The sequence below is a fragment of the Thioclava sp. JM3 genome (assembly GCF_002213185.1).
GTDB lineage: Bacteria > Pseudomonadota > Alphaproteobacteria > Rhodobacterales > Rhodobacteraceae > Thioclava > Thioclava nitratireducens.
This window is the reverse complement of sequence record NZ_NBOB01000017.1, coordinates 1-17,940: the sequence shown is the minus strand read 5'-3', so window position 1 is coordinate 17,940 and position 17,940 is coordinate 1. Positions and strand designations below refer to the sequence as shown.

General features: G+C 62.2%; 19 protein-coding genes and 1 pseudogene. 5 read left to right on the top strand and 15 right to left on the bottom strand.

Annotated elements, in window-relative coordinates; all coding sequences use genetic code 11:
* Positions 1-7 precede the first annotated feature (7 nt).
* The 4 genes and pseudogenes from B6V73_RS19345 to B6V73_RS19325 all read right to left on the bottom strand — a co-directional run bounded on the left by B6V73_RS19345 (position 8) and on the right by B6V73_RS19325 (position 3,473).
* Positions 8-415 (bottom strand): helix-turn-helix domain-containing protein, encoded by a 408-nt coding sequence (locus B6V73_RS19345; RefSeq protein WP_168174941.1) that lies wholly within the window; start codon positions 413-415, stop codon positions 8-10.
* A gap of 308 nt (positions 416-723) precedes the next feature.
* A pseudogene (locus B6V73_RS19340) lies at positions 724-996 on the bottom strand (type II toxin-antitoxin system death-on-curing family toxin); the annotation flags it as partial.
* Positions 997-1,537: 541 nt separating this feature from the next.
* The gene (locus B6V73_RS19330) at positions 1,538-1,951 is read right to left on the bottom strand and encodes a hypothetical protein (RefSeq protein ID WP_088726182.1); all 414 of its coding nucleotides are present in this window, start codon (positions 1,949-1,951) and stop codon (positions 1,538-1,540) included.
* A gap of 733 nt (positions 1,952-2,684) precedes the next feature.
* Positions 2,685-3,473, bottom strand: coding sequence for a hypothetical protein (locus B6V73_RS19325; RefSeq protein WP_088726181.1), 789 nt, complete (start codon positions 3,471-3,473; stop codon positions 2,685-2,687).
* 1,041 nt (positions 3,474-4,514) lie between these two features.
* Between B6V73_RS19325 and B6V73_RS19320 the strand changes: the two genes are divergently transcribed.
* Both B6V73_RS19320 and B6V73_RS19315 read left to right on the top strand, forming a co-directional pair.
* The gene (locus tag B6V73_RS19320) at positions 4,515-5,402 is read left to right on the top strand and encodes a site-specific integrase (RefSeq protein WP_168174943.1); all 888 of its coding nucleotides are present in this window, start codon (positions 4,515-4,517) and stop codon (positions 5,400-5,402) included.
* Positions 5,403-5,414: 12 nt separating this feature from the next.
* The gene (locus tag B6V73_RS19315; RefSeq protein WP_088726179.1) at positions 5,415-6,614 is read left to right on the top strand and encodes an IS91 family transposase; all 1,200 of its coding nucleotides are present in this window, start codon (positions 5,415-5,417) and stop codon (positions 6,612-6,614) included.
* Between the two features lie 371 nt (positions 6,615-6,985).
* Here B6V73_RS19315 and B6V73_RS19310 read toward each other — a convergent pair whose 3' ends face one another.
* The 6 genes from B6V73_RS19310 to B6V73_RS19285 are packed head-to-tail and all read right to left on the bottom strand — an operon-like array spanning position 6,986 to position 11,095.
* On the bottom strand, positions 6,986-8,332 hold the full coding sequence (locus B6V73_RS19310) for an NAD(P)/FAD-dependent oxidoreductase (RefSeq protein ID WP_078602577.1): 1,347 nt from the start codon (positions 8,330-8,332) through the stop codon (positions 6,986-6,988).
* 36 nt (positions 8,333-8,368) lie between these two features.
* The gene (locus B6V73_RS19305; RefSeq protein WP_088726178.1) at positions 8,369-8,698 is read right to left on the bottom strand and encodes a YnfA family protein; all 330 of its coding nucleotides are present in this window, start codon (positions 8,696-8,698) and stop codon (positions 8,369-8,371) included.
* Between the two features lie 34 nt (positions 8,699-8,732).
* A complete protein-coding gene (gene merA / locus B6V73_RS19300; protein ID WP_088726177.1) occupies positions 8,733-10,148 on the bottom strand; it encodes a mercury(II) reductase in 1,416 nt (471 codons plus the stop codon).
* A gap of 12 nt (positions 10,149-10,160) precedes the next feature.
* On the bottom strand, positions 10,161-10,391 hold the full coding sequence (merF, locus tag B6V73_RS19295; RefSeq protein WP_078520059.1) for a mercury resistance system transport protein MerF: 231 nt from the start codon (positions 10,389-10,391) through the stop codon (positions 10,161-10,163).
* Positions 10,388-10,684 carry a cation transporter gene (locus tag B6V73_RS19290; RefSeq protein WP_078520058.1) on the bottom strand — a complete coding sequence of 99 codons (297 nt, stop codon included), beginning with the start codon at positions 10,682-10,684 and terminating at the stop codon, positions 10,388-10,390. The genes merF and B6V73_RS19290 overlap by 4 nt, the downstream gene beginning before the upstream one ends.
* 12 nt (positions 10,685-10,696) lie before the next feature.
* Complete coding sequence (locus tag B6V73_RS19285) at positions 10,697-11,095, bottom strand: mercuric transporter MerT family protein (RefSeq protein ID WP_078520057.1); 399 nt, start codon at positions 11,093-11,095, stop codon at positions 10,697-10,699.
* 73 nt (positions 11,096-11,168) lie between these two features.
* On the opposite strand from B6V73_RS19285, the gene B6V73_RS19280 reads away from it, so the two are divergent.
* A complete protein-coding gene (locus B6V73_RS19280; protein WP_088726176.1) occupies positions 11,169-11,600 on the top strand; it encodes a helix-turn-helix domain-containing protein in 432 nt (143 codons plus the stop codon).
* 37 nt (positions 11,601-11,637) lie between these two features.
* Here B6V73_RS19280 and B6V73_RS21215 read toward each other — a convergent pair whose 3' ends face one another.
* From B6V73_RS21215 to B6V73_RS19270, 3 genes are all read right to left on the bottom strand, one after another.
* On the bottom strand, positions 11,638-12,654 hold the full coding sequence (locus B6V73_RS21215) for a hypothetical protein (protein ID WP_240504193.1): 1,017 nt from the start codon (positions 12,652-12,654) through the stop codon (positions 11,638-11,640).
* A complete protein-coding gene (locus B6V73_RS21210) occupies positions 12,651-14,003 on the bottom strand; it encodes a hypothetical protein (RefSeq protein WP_240504192.1) in 1,353 nt (450 codons plus the stop codon). Before B6V73_RS21210 ends, B6V73_RS21215 begins: the two co-directional genes overlap by 4 nt.
* 718 nt (positions 14,004-14,721) lie before the next feature.
* Positions 14,722-15,579, bottom strand: a complete 858-nt coding sequence (locus B6V73_RS19270; protein ID WP_088726175.1) for a MurR/RpiR family transcriptional regulator — start codon at positions 15,577-15,579, stop codon at positions 14,722-14,724.
* Between the two features lie 101 nt (positions 15,580-15,680).
* On the opposite strand from B6V73_RS19270, the gene B6V73_RS19265 reads away from it, so the two are divergent.
* Positions 15,681-16,433 (top strand): TMEM165/GDT1 family protein, encoded by a 753-nt coding sequence (locus tag B6V73_RS19265; protein ID WP_088726174.1) that lies wholly within the window; start codon positions 15,681-15,683, stop codon positions 16,431-16,433.
* Entirely contained in the window at positions 16,430-16,642 is a 213-nt protein-coding gene (locus B6V73_RS19260) for a hypothetical protein (RefSeq protein WP_075777618.1), read from the top strand. Before B6V73_RS19265 ends, B6V73_RS19260 begins: the two co-directional genes overlap by 4 nt.
* A gap of 202 nt (positions 16,643-16,844) precedes the next feature.
* Here the strand turns inward: B6V73_RS19260 and B6V73_RS19255 are convergent, their stop codons facing one another.
* Together B6V73_RS19255 and B6V73_RS19250 are read right to left on the bottom strand one after the other, a co-directional pair.
* Positions 16,845-17,471 (bottom strand): DedA family protein, encoded by a 627-nt coding sequence (locus B6V73_RS19255; protein WP_206185615.1) that lies wholly within the window; start codon positions 17,469-17,471, stop codon positions 16,845-16,847.
* 247 nt (positions 17,472-17,718) lie between these two features.
* Positions 17,719-17,940: sensor histidine kinase (locus tag B6V73_RS19250; RefSeq protein WP_143597949.1), on the bottom strand; the 222-nt coding region annotated here is incomplete at its 5' end.

Below are 17,940 nucleotides of genomic sequence, written 5' to 3'. Positions count from 1 at the left end.
GTAAACTTCACCCCCCGTTCCATTTATCGGAGGAAATTCCCGCCTTTTTCAGTGTTTTGCGGTTCACGAAGCGCCGCGCGCGCCAGGCTTCGACTTCCGCCGGAACGAAGAGGCATGCCCGCCCGGCACGCCGACTCGGAAGGTTTTCCGCACGGGCCTCCGCCCTAATGTACGATGGACTCACGGAGCAGAGCCGCGCCGCCTCTTCCACCGTCAGGAGATCGCCCTTATACGCCGCGACCATGCCCTCCGGAGGTAGCCCGCCTTCAAATGCGAAAACAGCGTCCCAAGTGTAGCGCAGCTTCGTGCCGTCGGTGACAGGAACGAGCAGGCCGCGCTGTTCGTGTCGCCAGAGGAAGGTGTCACTTGCTGAAAAGCGCCATCGACGTCGCAGAAACGCCCGGTCGAGCAGCACTGGCGGAGGGTCGCAATCGGGATTTTCGTGTCCTGTGGGCATTCTCTATCCATTCTCTTGGGGGCAGAGAAGACAAAGGGAGAATGCGGGGAGTTTCAAAATCGCCAGCAGAATATTTTAGGGTGTCGGAACAACTTGTTGATCAAATGATCAGTATAGTAACGCCAACGAATTCGCGCGCACCCGCTATCGGAGGCGATGGGGCGCCGAAGGCTCAACCCCTGAGGGAAAATGTTGGTAGCTCCTCTCCGTCTCCAGAGGGGCTCTGTACTTGGGTAGCTGCGCCGCTCGAAGAATTCTTCGAGGCTTCAGATCGGGTTCATCCCGCTCGAGAGCCACTTGGCAAAATCCGGCTCTTTGACTTGCCCCGAGGCCAGATCCTTCATCGCCCGGACGCCTTCGACCGGTGTTGGTCGGAAAGAGTAGCCGTTGAACCGCAAAAACGTGACCGCGGTCACGAATGCTGTGCGCTTGTTTCCATCCATGAAGGCACATGTCTTGGAGATGCCGAAGGCGTAGGCCGCTGCGATTTCCGCGAGGCCAGCGTCGGTGTATGCGGCGAGATTCCTCGCGCGGGCGCAGAGTGGCGCCCTTCGGGCTTGAGCGCGTCGTCGAGCGCGCGATACGCCGCCTCTGCCTTGCGCCGGATCTTATGACGGGTCTCCTCATCGGAAACGAGCGGAACAACATTTGCGATCTCGTTGTCACCGCAAGAATAGCGCCACTGTACTTCGAGAGCGGTGAGTGAGCCGGGGTGCCTGATTTCGATCTAGCATGCGATCTGAATGATATCACGTTCGAGTTGCTGCGACGCTGCCCTCGTACGCTCCATCCCGGCCTGCATTGCGGTTGCGCGGGAGATGCCTGCCATTTTTCATCATCCTTTACTTACACTTGACGGCGCCGCCCATTTTGTTCGCACAGCAGCGGATACTGAGGGGAGGTCTCCCTACCAAAATTCGAGCCCGATCGATTCCCACACAAACTATAGTTTGTGTGGGAAAGAGCACGCACCGACCAAGTCGGTCGGAACTTGAGCGCCGTCTTCCGGTTGCGATCTTCATATGTCGTTCATTCGGTTCAGCCGTGCCGGCTGCGGGAAATCCAGCAGCCGGCTTCCATTTATACGGTTTCGATGATCTTGGATCGTATCTGCTCCAACCGTTCGTTGCGGCTCGCGCAAGCGAGTGTGGCGAGCTGGCGCGCCGATCGCGCATCAGACGTGCTGAGAACGAAAAGTAGCTCTGCCAGCGTCCGGCGGACCAGGAGTGTGCCGCCCTGGTCCGTCAGACGAAGGCCATCATCTGCAAGTGCGTAAGATTGGCGGGAAAGCTCCAGCGTGACGAGATCGACGACGGCATGTTCGAGAGCGGCCGCACGAAGCGCACTGTCTGGGGAGAGGATACACGCTGTCAGCCACGTCCTCAGCCGCTCGGTCCAAACCGCGTCATCTGCGTGAGTGAGCAGAGACTGCAGAGCAGGCAGATTGCGCTGGCCGAAAGCTTGAACGGCACTGAGTTTCTCGGGATTATGCATAACATTACCTATCTCTTGTTGCGATATCGCGCGCGGCTTCTGATCCGGGTTGGATCCGCGGGCGCCATGCGCGATGCCCGCGGATCCAACCGGATCAAAGCCTGTACGCGGGGTCCGGGCCCGGAAGCGCTCAGACCTGGTATGGCTCCCCTCCCCTGCGACGGCGATCGCCTCGGCGCGGGTGCAATCCGCGGCGCTCTGCTTCGATTCTGCGTTCCGCAGTCGGCCAGCTGGCTTCAATCCGGGCAAGGAGATCGTCTTGACGACGTCGCAGAGCCTCGGTGAGACGCCCAAGGACCGGGGTTCCGGCGGCATTCGGCACAATACGTGGGTCCGATCGCGGGACCCGCACGCGACGCGCAAGCACGAACCGGCTCGCTTTATAGAGACCGCACTCGGCGAACTCGGCAGTCACACGCAGTTCGAAGCCGACATTCGCGCGCGAGCGAGAGGTTGTGCCGTATGCAAGCAGGACTTCGTCTTCTGTCGCCTCGAGAACGAGGCATGGTCGCGCATACGGCGCCATTCCCTCGGAATGCGGGAACCGGAATGCAACAATATCGCCCGGGAGAACGGGCTCAGTCGAAAACAAAGACATGGAAAACTCCTCTAAACTGGCACGGAAAGCGTGCCGATGCGGTGGCCCGCCAGCACCGCATCGACGCGCCTGCGCCGGCTTTTCTGCTCTTCGGGACGGGCCTGAGGCTTGTAGCGGTACCCGCCGCCGGGCCGCTTACTGGCGGCGGGGCGGAGGACCTGGGACGACCCCCGGCAAATGGCTGAAGTCGAACGATTTTGGGTCGATCGTCTGGCGGCCAGACGCGTCAATCAGCGTCACTTTCGCGCCAGCCGGATATTTGCGGATCGCCGAGATCCACCATGTTGTTTGAACGTGACAGACCCTGCATTCGACGTGACGGAGGTTATAGTCATTCTTGTCGCGGCTCTCGATGATCACGAGCGTCACCCCTGTCATCTTCGTAATTCGAGACAAAGACGCCATGTGCCTAGCGCGCAGACGGCTCCAATTCGGCGACGTAGGACCATAGAATTTCGGGACAGGTCCTTTGAAAACATGTCGGATCACGATGAGATAGTTGAGATCGTCGAGGCTCCGACAGTCTCCGACTTCGGCAAGATCGAGGAGCGTGTAATATTCGTATATCCGAGCAGCCATTAGCCGTTGAGCAAGGCCGGAAAACTGCCATGCCAGTATTCTGTTACGTTCAATAAGCCGGATGTCATCGAACAAGTCCGTCCTCTTCGCTTCTGCAACGAGCCTATGCAGCGACGTCGCACCATTCTCGCGGCATGGGCCGACGATCGCTCGCAGCCGGGTCCCCTCGATCCATGTCTTCGCAAGGCTCGGGGTCTCTATCGCCTCACGGATCCAGAGCTCTTGTCGGTCTTGGTGATGAAGCATCGCGAGGATCAGCTTGAACGACGTGAGACTGAACCCCGCCCGTCTGAGATGCTCGACGAGCACCTGCGCGATCTGAATTTTGCCATTGTCGGCCGGCATGTCTGCTCCTCTTTCGATGACTATCGATGAGCAGATGTGTTTCTTATCAAGCGCACGGAAATCGGGAGAGAACCCAAATTGCGGACTCGGCCGCCCCGCTTTTACTGTTTGGCAAACCCGTTCGTGAGGTGGCAGCCCCCGGGAACATCGGCCTCCTGCCCCGCTTCTGATCAGCACCACCCCGGATCTGACGATGTGGATTCTAGGTAGGTGATTGCTTTCGCGAGGAATATGTTGGCTGAAAATAGTAGAACTTAGAAGAAATCCCATAAATCCCCAGGAATCCCGGACGGTTTTGGGGGGATCTGTTTTGGTCACACCAGGCCCCAGCCGCTCGCGAACAGTTCCCAGATTGGGGACCGGCGGAAACGTGGAAGGTTTCGTATGAGAAGGTCCTTGGCCGACCAAGTGTGTGTGCCGCTTTAAACATACCAGATCCCCATTGCCGCCACTGCGTATCTTGCGGTCGAGGAGAAGAGGCTCTGGGAGCGCTCATGCGAGCGCGTCCCTGTTTGAGACGGACGAGGCGAGCCGCCCCGCCGTCCCATTAGTGCGGCTCTAAACAGATCGAATAAGCGCGCGAATTCAGTTTTCTGGATTCGCGACGTCATGCGGATATCCGGGGGAGACGCTCAAGACTTGGGTTTAGCCAAGGGAGTGTCCTGAACTCTGTGTACCTGTCCCGGCCCATGCGGTTTGGGATACTCAAGCGTCGAAGCGCTCGCCGAACATTTTGGCGAGCTGGTTACGGGCTACGCGATCCCTCATAAGAAGGAAAGCGAGCTTGACCCAGACACCCAATGAGAGAAGCCGACCTTTGCTGCACGCGCGAACGCGCTCTCTTCTCACCTTGAAAGCGGACATTCCCCCTGGGTACCGTCGCTCGACCAGGCACGACCCACACAGAGGTGGAAGGACTAAGCCGCTCCGCGGCAATGGCGCTCGTGGCTGGCGTTGCCCGTCATTTCCGCGTTTTTTTTATGTGGCTGAGCTTTCTGGGCTGACGATGGGGGTCTTCCCACCGTCAGACAGGAGGTTCCCATTGAGGCGAAGAACACCACCCCGCTGCGCCAGCGGATGATCGAGGACATGAACATCCGCGGGTTGTGCGAGAAGACGCAGAAGGCGCACATCCGGAATGTGAAGCATTTCGCGTCCTTCCTCGGGAGGCCGCCGGACACCGCCACACCGGAGGACCTGCGGTCATATCAGCTCAAGATGACCCAAGAAGGGGTGACCGCCAGCACCTTCAACGTGCGCATCATTTCGCTGCGGTTCTTCTTCGGCGTAACGTGCGGTCGCGACGAGATGAAGCGCTTCATGCAGTTCCACCGCAATCCCCGGAAGTTGCCCATTGTCCTGAGCGTCGAGGAAGTGGCCGATCTGATGGCCGCCGTGCCCGGCCCTGGGCTCAAATATCGCGCAGCGCTCGGGATCAGCTACGGAGCGGGGCTCCGCGCATCCGAGGTCTGCAACCTGAAGGTCAAGGATATCGACAGCGATCGGATGCTGATCCATGTCGATGACGGCAAGGGCGGGCGTGACCGCAAAGCCATGCTCTCGCCCAGCCTGCTGGGTCTGTTGCGGGACTATTGGCGCGAGTCCCGTCCTGAGGGCTGGCTGTTCCCCGGCAAGCCCAAGATCAACCCGCTGTCGCCACGACAATTGAACCGGGCGTTCACCTCGGCCAAGCATATGGCGGGCATCAAGAAGGCCGCGACACTGCATAGTTTGCGACACAGCTTCGCCACACATCTGCTCGAGGCCAACACTGATGTGCGGGTGATCCAGGTGCTGCTCGGGCATGCCAAGCTGACGACGACGGCACGATACACCCATGTGGCGACGAAGACGATCCGCGGCACGGTCAGCCCTTTCGAGCAGATGAAGCTGCTTCAGGACGAGACCCTGCGACGAGGACTGGAGTAGCCCCCGGGGTCGGTGTGCCGGCCAAGGCTGGAGATCGCTGACATCTTCCGTGCCCATGGTCCTGCGTGGCGGCAGGCCAATGCAGGGCATGTCAGCCTGACCCAGCTGAAGGTCATGTCAGCGATCGAGGCCTGCCGGACCGAGGCGCTCGGCGGGCATGTGGCGAGCTGTGCCAAGTGCGGCCACCACCGTGTCGCCTACAACAGCTGCAAGAATCGGCATTGCCCCAAATGTCAGGGACCGGCGGCGCGCGACTGGATGGTGGCGCGGGCCGAAGACCTACGGCCCGTGGAATACTTCCACATCGTCTTCACCCTGCCAGCGGAGATCGCCCAGATCGCCGACTGGAACAAGAAGGCGGTCTACGGTCTCCTGTTCCGCGCCTCGGCCAAGTCCGTTATGACCATCGCGGCCGACCCCAGGCGCCTCGGCGCCCGGGTTGGAATGACCAGCGTGCTCCACACCTGGGGTTCAGCGCTGACGCATCATCCCCACATCCACATGATCGCGCCGGGCGGCGGCCTGTCGCCCGACGGCACCCGGTGGGTCTCCCACCGCCCGGGCTTCTTCCTGCATGTGCGGGTGCTGTCGCGGCTGTTCCGGCGGCTGTTCATCGAGGGCCTTCTCGACCTGCATCGCGCGGGCGCGCTCAACTTTTTCGGTGACCTCGCCGGACTGGCTGACGCGGGAGCCTTCACCGCCTGGCTCGCCCCGTTCCGCAAGAACGAATGGGTGGTCTATTCCAAGCCACCCTTCGGAGGACCCGAGGCTGTGCTGGCTTATCTCAGTCGCTATACCCACCGGGTGGCGATCTCGAACAATCGCCTGGTCAGCGCCGATGCCGATACCGTCGCGTTCCGCTGGAAGGACTACCGGATCAAATCCGGCGACCGGCAAAAGGTCATGCGGCTGGCCACGCCGGAGTTCATCCGCCGCTTCCTGATCCACGTCCTGCCGGACGGCTTCCACCGCATCCGGCACTACGGGCTGCTCTCCAGCGCCGCCCGCAAGACCAACATCACCAGAATCCGCGCTTTGCTCTGCGTCCAGCGGTCTCAACAGATCGCCGTGCCGGAACCGCAGACCAAGATCTCCCCGCTCACCCTGCGTGAGCCATGCCCCTGCTGCGGCGGACCCATGCGCATCGTCGAAATCTTCCGGCGCGGCCAGAAACCGATGGCACGTGCGCCACCCAAGGAACAGGCCGCATGACATATCGCCCGTCATCCGACACGAAGCAGCACCGGCTACAATCCGCAGATCCGGTCCGAATAGCTTGTGCGCTCCCGTTTACAGCGCGGCCAAAGCCGGAAGACGCTCAGAAACGCACAGCTTTGTCGGGATCACCGGCCGCGTTTGCGACCGTATCAGGCATTTGGCTCGCCATCACTCGCACCCCGGATGCAGCCGCTGCCCCGACCGCCCACGCATTTTCCCCATAGGGTTATCCAAGCCCCCCGCCGCTTCCTCCTGGCTCGTTCCGGGATTTGGGACACAGAGCCGGGAAACGATCTGTTTCCCGGCTCTGAACATTCTTATCGCGCCTTTCTGCGCCGAACCCTCCAGGCGAAGACGCGCAGGGCTCAGAACATCGACCCGATGTCGGATGCCCCCGTCGGGTAGGCAGCCGGCATGGCCTTAACCTGCGCAGCCGTCAGTCCCAGCTTGATCGCCAGTGAGAAGACGTTGATCAGTTCGGCGTAGTCGGGCCCGAACATGTGCGCGCCGAGGATTTTGCCGTCCTTAGCGGTGATTACCTTTGCGCCGGCATGGCTTTCACCCAAACGCTTCTGCGAGAACCAGCCAGAAGTGTCGGTGAGGCGCACCTCGACGTCCCCCCTCGCGCGCGCTTCTTCCTCGAGCATGCCGACCCGCGCCAGTTCGGGGATGGTGAAGACCACACTCGGCACACCGGTGTAATCGGGCTCTGTCCGCTTGTCCTTGAGCATGTTCGATGCCGCGATCTTGCCCTCGAAGACCGCTACCGGGGTCAGCGGCTTGCCGGGCGAGGCGGCGGCGTCGCCGGCCGCGAAGATGCGCGAGTTCGACGGCGATTGCAGCCATGGCGTGACTTTCACGCCGCCTTGCTCGGTCGCGATGCCTGCGGCGCCGAGCTCGAGATGGTCGACCGAGGGCACCCGCCCGGCACCATGCACGACAAGATCGGCCTCCATGGTGTCGGTGCCATCCGCCTTCCGGTAGACCACTCGGTGCGCCCCGTCCGCATTCTCGACACGCTCGATCGCGGCCTCGTCGATGATCTCGATCCCCGCGGAGCGGCTGCGATCAAGCAGCATGTCGACCAAGTCGGGATCGAACATCTTCAGCTGCCGCGCGCCACGGTCGAGGATCGTCACCTGAGCTCCGGCGCGTGCCGCGATATGCGCGAACTCGAAAGAGATGTAACCGCCGCCGACGAAGACGATCCGACGGGGCAATTCGGCGAGGTTCAGGAAGTCGGTGCTGTCGATCAGCTTCTCGGCGCCGGGGAACTCCAGAGGCCGTGGCTTGGCCCCCGTGGCGATCAGTGCGTGGCGGAAGGCGATCTCGCCCTGATCCTCGATCTCGATCCTGTCCTCGGCGGTGAAGCGGGTCCGACCGTGGAACGTCCGCACCCCAGCCTCCTTCAGCCCACTCTCCATGCTCTGGGGCACCGGATCGGTGAAGCTCTCCTTGTGCTTCATCAGGGCCGGCCAATCTATCCGGGTCTCGCCCGCGATGCCTTTGCCGGACAGTCGCTGCGCGGCCTCCATTGCCTCGGCTCCGGCGCGCAGCATCTTCTTAGGGTCGCATCCCCTGAGCGCGCAGGTGCCGCCGTAGGGGAGTTCGTCGACGACGGCGACGGACCAGCCGGCGTTGCTGCATTTCTTTGCGGCGGTGATCCCGGCCATGCCGGCACCGATGACGATCAGGTCGAGCTTGTCGGTCATCTTTGCTCCTTGTTCTTTCGTAGTGGCTGCGTGGGGTCAGACCGGCGCACGGGGCCCTGCGATAATGATGCCGGCGCCCAGAAGGCAGATGCTGACGCCGATCAGATCCCACCGACCCGGCCGGACGCCTTCGACCGCCCAGAGCCAGAACAGCGAGGCCGCGATATAGATGCCGCCATAGGCTGCGTAGGCTCGTCCGGCGGCGGCGCTGTCAGCCAGCGTCAGCAGGTAGGCAAACAGCGCGAGCGAAGCCATGCCCGGACCGACCCACCAGATCGGCTTGTCCAGCCGGAGCCAGACCCAGAAGGCGAAGCAACCGGCGATTTCGGCAAGTGCGGCGCCGATATAGGCGGCAAGGGTCGGCATGGGATTTTGGGTCTCCTGTCGTGGTCGAGGGTCGCTACCCCGCGCAGCAGCTGAGTGCACCGACGTCTTTCTCGAAAGTCTGGGCGGCAAGCTTCAGCCCCTCGACCGTCGTGAGATAGGGCATGATGGTGTCACCAAGCTCCTCGTAGGTGAACCCGGCCCTGAGGGCCATCGCGGCGGTCTGGATGCTGTCGGCGCCCTCAGGGGCGAGGATCTGCGCGCCCAGCAGCCGCTTGCTGCCCGCCTCCGCCACCAGCTTGATCAGCCCACGCGTATCGCGGGCCGCCAGTGCGCGCGGCACGGCGTCGAGCGGCAGAACCGAGGTGACGACCTCGTGCCCGGCGGCGCAGGCCTGCGCCTCGCTCAGGCCCACGCCCGCCACCTGCGGGTCGGAAAAGACCACCCAGGGCATCGTGCCATTGTCATAGGTGCGCGCCTCGTCCGCCACGGCGTTCCGGGCGGCGATCTTGGCGCCGTAGGCCGCCATGTAGACGAATTGATCGCGCCCGGTGACATCGCCCGCGGCCCAGACGTTCGGGTTGGCGGTGCGCATCTGCGAGTCGACGACGATCCCGCCCGGCGCATCGGTTTCGATCCCGGCGGCACCCAGGTTCAGCCCGTCGCTGTTCGGCATTCGCCCGGTGGCGAGCAGCAGGCGCTCGGCGCTGAAGGTCTCACCCTCGTTCCCGGTCAAACGCACGCCACCGCCGTGGCGCGCCACACTGTCGTAGCCGGAGACGCGCGCGAGGCGGATGCCCTCCCTGGCAAGGTAGATCTCCAGCGCCTCGGAGATCTCTGGCTCAGCCTCCGGAAGCACGCCTCTGCGGCTGACCAGCGTTACTGCGACGCCGGCCCGGACGAAAAGCTGCGCCAGTTCCACGCCGATGTAGCCCGCGCCGAGGACCAGCAGAGAGGAAGGTAGCGCGGTCATCTCCAGCGCCGAAGTGCTGTCGAGGGCGTCGACCTCCTCGATGCCTGGAATGGCCGGCACATGCGGCCGGGAGCCAGTCGCTAAGATGATCTTCGTCGCCGGAAAGGCGGCGCTGTTCACGGTCAGTCGGCCGTCGTCGTCGAAACGGGCGCGGCCCTCAATGTATTCTACATTCTCGTGCCGGGGCAGCACGTCGGCGTATTTCGCCGCGCGCAGCTCATCCACCAGCGCCTGCTTCTGTGCCACCGTCGCGGCCCACTCGGTCACGCGGGCCTCCCCCTCGATGCCGTTGAACCGGTTGGCCGCGCGCGCGTGGTGCAGGCCTTCGACCGCGCGGATCAGAGCTTTGGAGGGCACGCAGCCCACGTTGACGCATGTGCCACCAGGGGTTCCGTCACCGATCAGGGCGACCCGGGCCCCGGCCTCGGCAGCGGTGATTGCGGCCGAGAATCCGGCGGAGCCCGCGCCGATCACGGCAAGGTCATAGGCGCCGCCCTTGGAAGTGCAGCAATCTCTCATGTCAGTCTCTCTTCATCTGGTGCGTTGGCGCTGCCAGAGCGCGTAGAGGGTGATGCCGATGAACACCGCGAGCGCGGGCAGAAGCACGATGTCGAGCCAGCCCATCAGGGCCGAAAGTCCGACCGCGCCCAGCAGGATCACCAGGATCGGGGTGAAGCAGCACAGCGCGACGAGGACGGTGCCGATCAGCCCGTATTTCAGGAGGCGGTCATTTTTCTTGGAGGAGGTTTCGAGTTCGGTCACGACCCGCTCCCGTCGACCAAAGTCGCACCGTATCCGACGCCGGAGACGGTCGCGATCAGAGCGTCGGGGTCGGTGACGGAATCGTCGTAGTGCAGAACATAGATACCATCCTCGGCGTCGCCTTCGACGAACTCGGCGATCTCGACCGTGTCCACCCGCTTGAGCGCGGTCGCGACTATGTAGCTGCACGAGGGGCAGGTCAGCCCCGTGACGTGAAGCCGAGTCTGCGCTTCCTCAGCCAGGGCCACCGCGGGCACCACAAGCAGGATCGCAGCAAGCAGGATGCGTTTCATGAGAACTCCGTGTCAGAATGTCAGGACGAGGGGAGCGGCGTAGGGAAAGGCCAGAGCCAGGAGCACGACCGCCAGCGCTCCCCAGAGCAGCCCGCGCATCAGACGGCGATCCACGGGACGGGCGCAGGCACCGTCTCCGCAATCCTCGGTAGACACCGGGCGGTAGGCCTTCCAGAAGCCATAGCTGAGCGCCGCTGCCGCGAAGGAAAAGGTCACCCACTTGTAGGCGTAGAGCGCGGTGAGCTGCCCGATGAAGACCCCGGTAACGCCAAGGCTCACCAGAACAAGAGGCAGGATGCAGCAGGAGGTCATTGCCAGCGCGCCGAGCACCCCGGCGCCGGTCGCGGCCCATCCCGTCCTGTCGGGTCTTTCATCAGCCTTTCGCTCGGTCTCGATCGCTTCCGACGTCATCGCCTCATCCCGTTGTCTTTCATCGAGCTACAACGTAGGATCTGTAGCAACTACAGGATCAAGGAGAAATCCAGTGCCAGACGATCACGCCAACGCGAGCGAGCTGAAGCGCTCCGATCTCGCCCGCCTGACCGGCTGCAATCTCGAGACGATCCGCTACTACGAGAGCGTCGGCCTGATGCCCGATCCGCCGCGCACCTCTTCGGGCCATCGCCGCTATGGCACAGCCCATGTGGAGCGGCTCAGCTTCGTGATGCGGGCCCGGGATCTCGGCTTCACCATGGAGGAAATCCGCGATCTGCTGGGCCTGGTCGATTGTGGAAGCCAAACCTGCGCCGAGGTCGAGCAGATGGGGCGCCACCATCTTGATGTGGTTCGCGCCAAGATTCGCGATCTTCAGGCGATCGAGGCTGTCCTCGACGAGACCATTGCGTGCTGCACCGGCTCCGATACGCCTGAGTGTCCGCTGATCGACATCCTTCAGCAAGGACATACGGCGTCGTAAACGAGCTGGAGTCCCCACCGCATCGGGCAATCCGCAGCTATCGGGTCTCGAATTTCTTCCAAAGCGGCGTGCCGTGATACAGCCAGGGCCGGTAAAGGACGCGCCTCGGATCAGGCGCCTTCCGCGTTCGACCGTTCGCCTTTACCGAGTCTGCGCCCAGCCGCATTGCAGGCGTAAGCATCACCGGCGATGTTGTAGCGCGCTTGGGCACCTCGATCGTCTCATCGCTCCCGGGAACTCGAATTGCGGACATTCCCTCTTCGACCGGTGCCTCGCTGCCGGCGCTTGCGCCGGGGCCCTTGTATTGCCGCGGCTCGAACCAATTGTAGTGGACCCTGTAGATGTTGAGGAATGCCATCAGAACAGCAGGATTGAAGACAGCCCCGTTGATGTAGGCCGGTCCGTTTCGCGACCCTTTGCCTCCAGCTCGTTTCGTTGGACTCGTTCGATGACGCAAGGAGGCCATAAAGGTGGAAACGGGCTGCACAGTGGCTCTCAGCGCTCGTCGCGCCAGCGCGGCCCTCAGGTCGGGATCGCTGATCTCTTGATCGAATGCGAGCTTCTTGAGCGGGTCGCGATATTTCTTCCGAAGAAGGGGGAATCCGACGATCTTCCGCGTTTCGCCGAAATACTCCGCCGGTGATCGTATCCAAATCTGCGGGAACTGGCGCGACTGGAAGTTCGCGATCGAATATGGGATTTTCACCCCGTTTCGCGCTTCTGTGAACGCCGTAGACATCCGTTCGGCACAGAACTGTTCCAAGAGATACCGGTCCGAGATTTCCTCGCCGATAACCGCGCGGACCTTTTCTTTGTAACCCTCGAGGGCCTCTCTGAACCTCGCCATACGCTCCTTGCTTTTCGGCGCAGAGACCTCCTTGTCGAAAGAGATGACGAACCATTCGAACATGTCGTCATCGATCATGCCCCTGAAGACGTGCGGCACGACACGGACCATTGTCGCTTCCTGCTCACCGACAAGGGTGATCTTGCCCTTTGGCAGCATGTCCCGCAGGCACGCGAGGTGCGCGGCCTTCGTATAGGTCGGCTTCACCACACTTCCATTGAAGCTGCCTCGGAAGTCCCGGTCTGTGTCGTGAAACCCGAAATATCCCTGCCGATCTGGTCCAACTGGAAGCGTTTGTCTTCGGCTTCGTTGAGTTTGTCCTGAACCTCCGGAGGAAGTGCGATGCCGGCATCCACTCTCTTTTCGTAGGCATTGTTCACGCGCTCGGAAAACACCCGCCAACGGCCCTCGGCGCTGGCAAAGAGCATGGCCTCGTCCAGCCGTCCACTGGGCCGCTGGAAGTGCATCTTGGGAACCGTGAAGCTGATGCCCGACTTCTGGGTGTAGGTCTGTCGAAGGTTGGTCGGCTGACCTGCGTCGTCGAGGTAGTGCTCCTCAATGAACTCGACGGGATCGACATTCGGATCGAAGTTCGCGTCGATCCGGAAAACATATCCGCTTCGAATATCCGCAGAGACAGAAAACTGGAGCGGCGTGAGCCGTCGATCGAGACGGCTCTCCCAGTTGACAGAGTTCGTCACGTCATCGTGGGCGATCCTCGTGTGGCTGAAACGTTCCGACGCATCCTCTTTCTGCTTCCACTCCCTCAGCTTCGCTTGCTCGAAAGCCAGCAGGGTCCTCTCCAACCAGAAGATTCGACTGTAGAGGCGGCTGACGCCGATCTGTTTTCCGGTGTCGGGGTCGGCCAGCACACGGCGCATGGTTGTGATGCTGTCCCCGTTGACGATGCACCTCAGGATGCGGACGTTGTCGCGCAGTTGCTTCTGCGCTTGGTGATCCAGCGATACCGAGATCCGCGCGCCACGTTTACCTTTGCAGGGGCGGTGGATGATCCGGAACCCTGAGGGCTTCGCTTTTCGGCGATTGCCACCAGCCGCCAGTTTCCCGTGGGTGCCGTTGAAGATGAACTCGTCGGGGTTCGCGAGATACCGCGCGCCGCATGCGCCGCATACCGGACCCATGAGGCTGCCGCCTGCGAAGAGCAGTCGATAATACTCTTCCAGGAAGTGCTCGTTCGACAGGATCGAGAAGCTGATGTCGCAGACGCCGTTTCCGCGCTGATGACCGCACTCCATGGATCGGCCGTCGTCCCAACCGACCGGATCACCGTCGTATTCGAAGACCTCCGAAATACGGGGATGATGATCGTCGCTCGACATGGTGTAGGAGCCGAGCCCGGTCGTCAGGGCCGGAATGCTCACCGCGGCCGCCTGCTGGCGCTGTGCAGCGTTCTTTCCTTTGAACACAGGGATCGTGAAGTCCGGCGCAACACCGAAGTTGCCGCAGTCTGGGTCGCCGCATGTATTGAGGTTGAAATCTGCCAACAAGGCAGGATAGACTTCCGGTAAATTCAGCTGTTGAAGCTTCTTGACCATTCGGCCTCCGATCTTTCGGTATTGATCCGTCAAGAAGGCCTCCAGGACCGAACGAGATGTTGGCCGTTCTTCCTGCCAACGAAATCCCGAAACGATTTTTCTGCTTACTGTTGCGTCGGGACAATTCTCCCGCTGCTCGTGTAAACGGCGCGTAAAAATATGTTCATAAAATCAAACGGCTACCGAGACATTTCTCGGCAGCCGTTGCAGTTGTGTCCCAGAACCCGGAATGAGCCAGCTTCCTCCTTCTGAGGTTTGTCAACGCGGGCCGCCGCCTCCCGGCCGCCCAAGTCGCGCCGCGGCCCGCATCGAAAAACCTTCAGGACAGCGGTCATTCGCTGCACTCGTCTCGAAAGTCTGGTGTGGTGAAACCGCCAACGGAAAGGATGCGAGTTCAACAAAGGTGTCCTGCCCGGCGAAAGCGAGACCGAGCACTACCGCATCCGCTCAGGGCATCGTCTTTTCCAACTTGTCGCGATAACGGGAAATCGCATCCGCGTCGCCCTAAGAGCACGCGGGTCATCGGCCCGAGGCTTGCGTAGTGACTTCGGAAAGCATGTCTCCTGATGTGCCACTTGGGCGTCGGAGAGCCAAAGCAGGTCGTTCATGTCACCGCACCATTTCCCGAGCCATAAATTTCACAGAGCTGCGGTCGCCGATGGAGTCTGACGTTGAGGATCAAGATTGCTTGCCGAAAGAAGCGTCCGAAACGCAGGGATCACAATCCCATACCTGCCCCCGACAGGGTCTCGCGGGCGGAGTTGAGGTCCTCAAGCGCCGCCTTTGTCCTGTCTGGTTCGGCAGCCGAAAGCGCAACGAGGAGGCCCTCGAGCAGAGCAAGGGTGCCCGCGTGCAGACCAAAACCGTCCGTGCGGCCGCGAGGCACGCGCAGGACGAGGCGCGCGCGCGGGTCGGGCATGCGCGGCCCGTTGGAGGTGATCAGAAAGGTGGGCAGGTTCAGGCGCGTTGTTCGATCAAAGAGCGCCCGCACCTCGGGATAGGGCCGATCATAGGCCAGTGCGATAACGGTATCCTCCGACTCGATTCCGACAAGGTCATCGGCAAACTGCAGGCCCGTGCGTGACAAGGCCCGCGCGTCGAAGCCGAGGCGTAGAAGCTGCACCGCGAAATAGCCGGCGATGAAGCCCGACGGCCCGATGCCGAAGACATGGATGCGGCGTGCCGCGACGATCGAGGTGACAATCTCCGAAACCACCGCGTCTTCCAGCGCCTCGATGACATCAAGCGCGGCGCGCAGGGCCTGGGTCGATGTCTCTAAACCCGGGGCAGCGCCGGACTGCGACAGTTCGCGCGTCATTCGGTCCGCGAGCGTCAGATCGCGGCGCAGGTCTTCGGCCAAGGCGCGGCGCAGCTCTGCCAGCCCCGCGTAGCCGAGCTTGCGTGCCGTGCGGATCACGGTGGCGTCGCTGGTTCCTGCGGCCGCGGCGATCTCTGCGGCCGAGGCGTGAAGCGCGGTCTCGCGATTCCGGGCAAGCCAGTCGAGGAGGCGCTGCTCAACGGAGGACACGGCCGCGTTGTAGCTGGAAATACGATCGGAAAACGTGCTCGTGTTCATATTTGCTACATAGCACGTTGCATTCGCGACATACAAGCTGTAGTAGTTGCGACATTAGAGTCGCATCGTCGTCGCAATCGCGCCAAAACCGGAGGATGCCCATGCCACCTGATTTCTGGACCGTGCTATTCCCTGCTGTCACGGCGGCCTTCCTCGCGTCGATCGTCGAGGTGGTCGAGGCCTTCACCATCGTGCTGGCTGTCGGCACCACGCGCGGCTGGCGGCCCGCCATCGCCGGAACTGCCGCGGCACTCGCAGTCCTTGCCCTGATCGTTCTCATTCTCGGCCCGGCGCTGCGCATCATCCCGATCCAGGCCTTGCAACTCGTCGTCGGCATTCTGCTTCTCCTGTTCGGCATGGGCTGGCTCAGAAAGGCCGTCCTTCGCTCGGCTGGCGTGATCGCATTGCATGACGAGACGCTGGCCTATGACGCTGAAACCGCAGAGTTGCGCGCCCAAACCGGCGCGCCACGGACATTGCAGTGGATTGCTGGCATCGCCGCTTTCAAGGCGGTGCTGCTGGAGGGGCTCGAGGTCGCCTTCATCGTGGTCGCCATAGGAGCCGGCAAGGGCCTGTTGTGGGAGGCGTCGCTTGGCGCGACGGCGGCCTGCGCTCTCGTGTTGATCGTGGGCGCGGCGATGCACAGGCCACTTTCGCAGGTGCCTGAGAATACGCTGAAATTCGGTGTCGGCGTGATGCTGTCGGCATTCGGTGTCTTTTGGACCGGCGAAGGGCTTGGTGCGGAGTGGCCCGGCGCCGACCTCGCGCTGCTTCCACTGGCGGCGCTGTTTCTGTTGGCTGGCATCGGCCTTGCGCGTGTCGCGCGCACCACGCCCGCGGGGAGCAACGCATGACAATCATTGGCGATGTCTTCAAAGAACTCTTCAAGATGTTCGTGGCCGACTTGCGGCTAACATTGGCGGTGGTCGGCGGTGTAACGTTGGTGGCGACATTCATGGGCTCGGGAGGGCTCGGGCCGGTTGGCGCGGGCCTAACGCTTGCCATCGGCTGCGTTCTGGTGCTCGGTGAAGCGGTCCTGCGTGAGGCGCGCAAACGCAAGTAGCGCACCGGGATCGGTTAACTGTCTGACCGGTGGAAAGCCCGATGCGAAATATCGGGATCGGTCGAACTGAGCCGGATCCTTCGACGACGAGCCAATGGCAAAATCGAATCCACGTGCAGACATGCTATCGCCGCTCGGATCGGCTTTGAGCCTGCGCGTCGGCATCACTGGCACCGAGGGCCGCGCAGGATCGCCATTGCTTCTACGCCTCACGACTTTTGAAAAAGCGCCGGACGTAGAAGCCGACCCCGATCAGGATCGCAACGAGCACCACGCCATTCAGGGCGTGCACCGTGTTGCGCAGGGCCGGGCTTTTGTCCCACGCTTGGCCGAGCTTGAGGCCGACATAGGCGAGGACGAGGCACCAGGGCCAAGATCCGATGAACGTGTAGATCTGGAACTTCCAGAACGGCATCCGAGCGATACCGGCCGGGAGGGAGATGAAGGTCCGCACGAGCGGCAAAAGCCTCGAGACGAAAACCGCGGCACTGCCATAGCGGGAGAACCAGCGATCGGCCCGGTCCAGATCCGATTGGCTGAGCAAAATGTATCGCCCCCAACGTTCGACGGCGCGGCGACCGCCGTAAGCACCAACGAAATAGGCGAGGGTCGACCCGATATTGCAGCCGATTGCGCCAACGGTGGCGACCAAAAGCAGCGAGAACTGACCTTTCGAGGCGAGATAGCCCGAGAAGGGCATGATCACTTCCGATGGGAGCGGGATACAGGCGGATTCGATCGCCATCAGCGCAGCGATCCCGGCATAGCCCATGGAACTGATCGCATGGGTTATAAAGCCCGCGATGGCTCCCATCAGTCCTGAAATCATGTCTCATTCCTCCCGCGTCTGGCCCTGTGCTGCCCCTGAGGTTTCCGGCAAAGACCCTGCCTTGCGGTCGTGGGGAAAACTGAAGGTGTGGCGGCGGCGAAGGCGGGAAAGAAAGCTCGCGAAACCGTGTCCCAGCCGCGAGAGACATCGGTCGGGCGGGCTCACCGTGAAACGCGTGAATGCGTGCATCACTCCCGCGTTTGTCCCTTCGCTGGTAGAACGTCATTAGCGCGGCACATTTCACCCATCACAACGTCGGAAAGCGCATCTCCACCCGCAGGCCGCGTTCGAGGTTTTGCAGGCGCAGCTCGCCCCCGTGTATCTGCGCGATGGCGTCGACGAGGCTCAGGCCCAAACCGCTGCCTTGGGTGTTGCGGCTCTGGTCGAGGCGAACGAAACGTTCGCGCACCCGTGCCAGATCTCGATCCGGGATACCGGGGCCGTTATCGGTGACGCTCAATGTGATGTG

Coding starts and splice junctions, on each gene's coding strand:
- B6V73_RS19330 (WP_088726182.1), bottom strand. CDS start 1,951: ATGCATAATCCCGAGAAACTCAGTGCCGTTCAAGCTTTCGGCCAGCGC.
- B6V73_RS19325 (WP_088726181.1), bottom strand. CDS start 3,473: ATGCCGGCCGACAATGGCAAAATTCAGATCGCGCAGGTGCTCGTCGAG.
- B6V73_RS19310 (WP_078602577.1), bottom strand. CDS start 8,332: ATGACCGACAAGCTCGACCTGATCGTCATCGGTGCCGGCATGGCCGGG.
- B6V73_RS19305 (WP_088726178.1), bottom strand. CDS start 8,698: ATGCCGACCCTTGCCGCCTATATCGGCGCCGCACTTGCCGAAATCGCC.
- merA (WP_088726177.1), bottom strand. CDS start 10,148: ATGAGAGATTGCTGCACTTCCAAGGGCGGCGCCTATGACCTTGCCGTG.
- B6V73_RS19290 (WP_078520058.1), bottom strand. CDS start 10,684: ATGAAACGCATCCTGCTTGCTGCGATCCTGCTTGTGGTGCCCGCGGTG.
- B6V73_RS19285 (WP_078520057.1), bottom strand. CDS start 11,095: ATGACGTCGGAAGCGATCGAGACCGAGCGAAAGGCTGATGAAAGACCC.
- B6V73_RS21210 (WP_240504192.1), bottom strand. CDS start 14,003: ATGGTCAAGAAGCTTCAACAGCTGAATTTACCGGAAGTCTATCCTGCC.
- B6V73_RS19270 (WP_088726175.1), bottom strand. CDS start 15,579: ATGAACACGAGCACGTTTTCCGATCGTATTTCCAGCTACAACGCGGCC.
- B6V73_RS19265 (WP_088726174.1), top strand. CDS start 15,681: ATGCCACCTGATTTCTGGACCGTGCTATTCCCTGCTGTCACGGCGGCC.
- B6V73_RS19260 (WP_075777618.1), top strand. CDS start 16,430: ATGACAATCATTGGCGATGTCTTCAAAGAACTCTTCAAGATGTTCGTG.
- B6V73_RS19255 (WP_206185615.1), bottom strand. CDS start 17,471: ATGATTTCAGGACTGATGGGAGCCATCGCGGGCTTTATAACCCATGCG.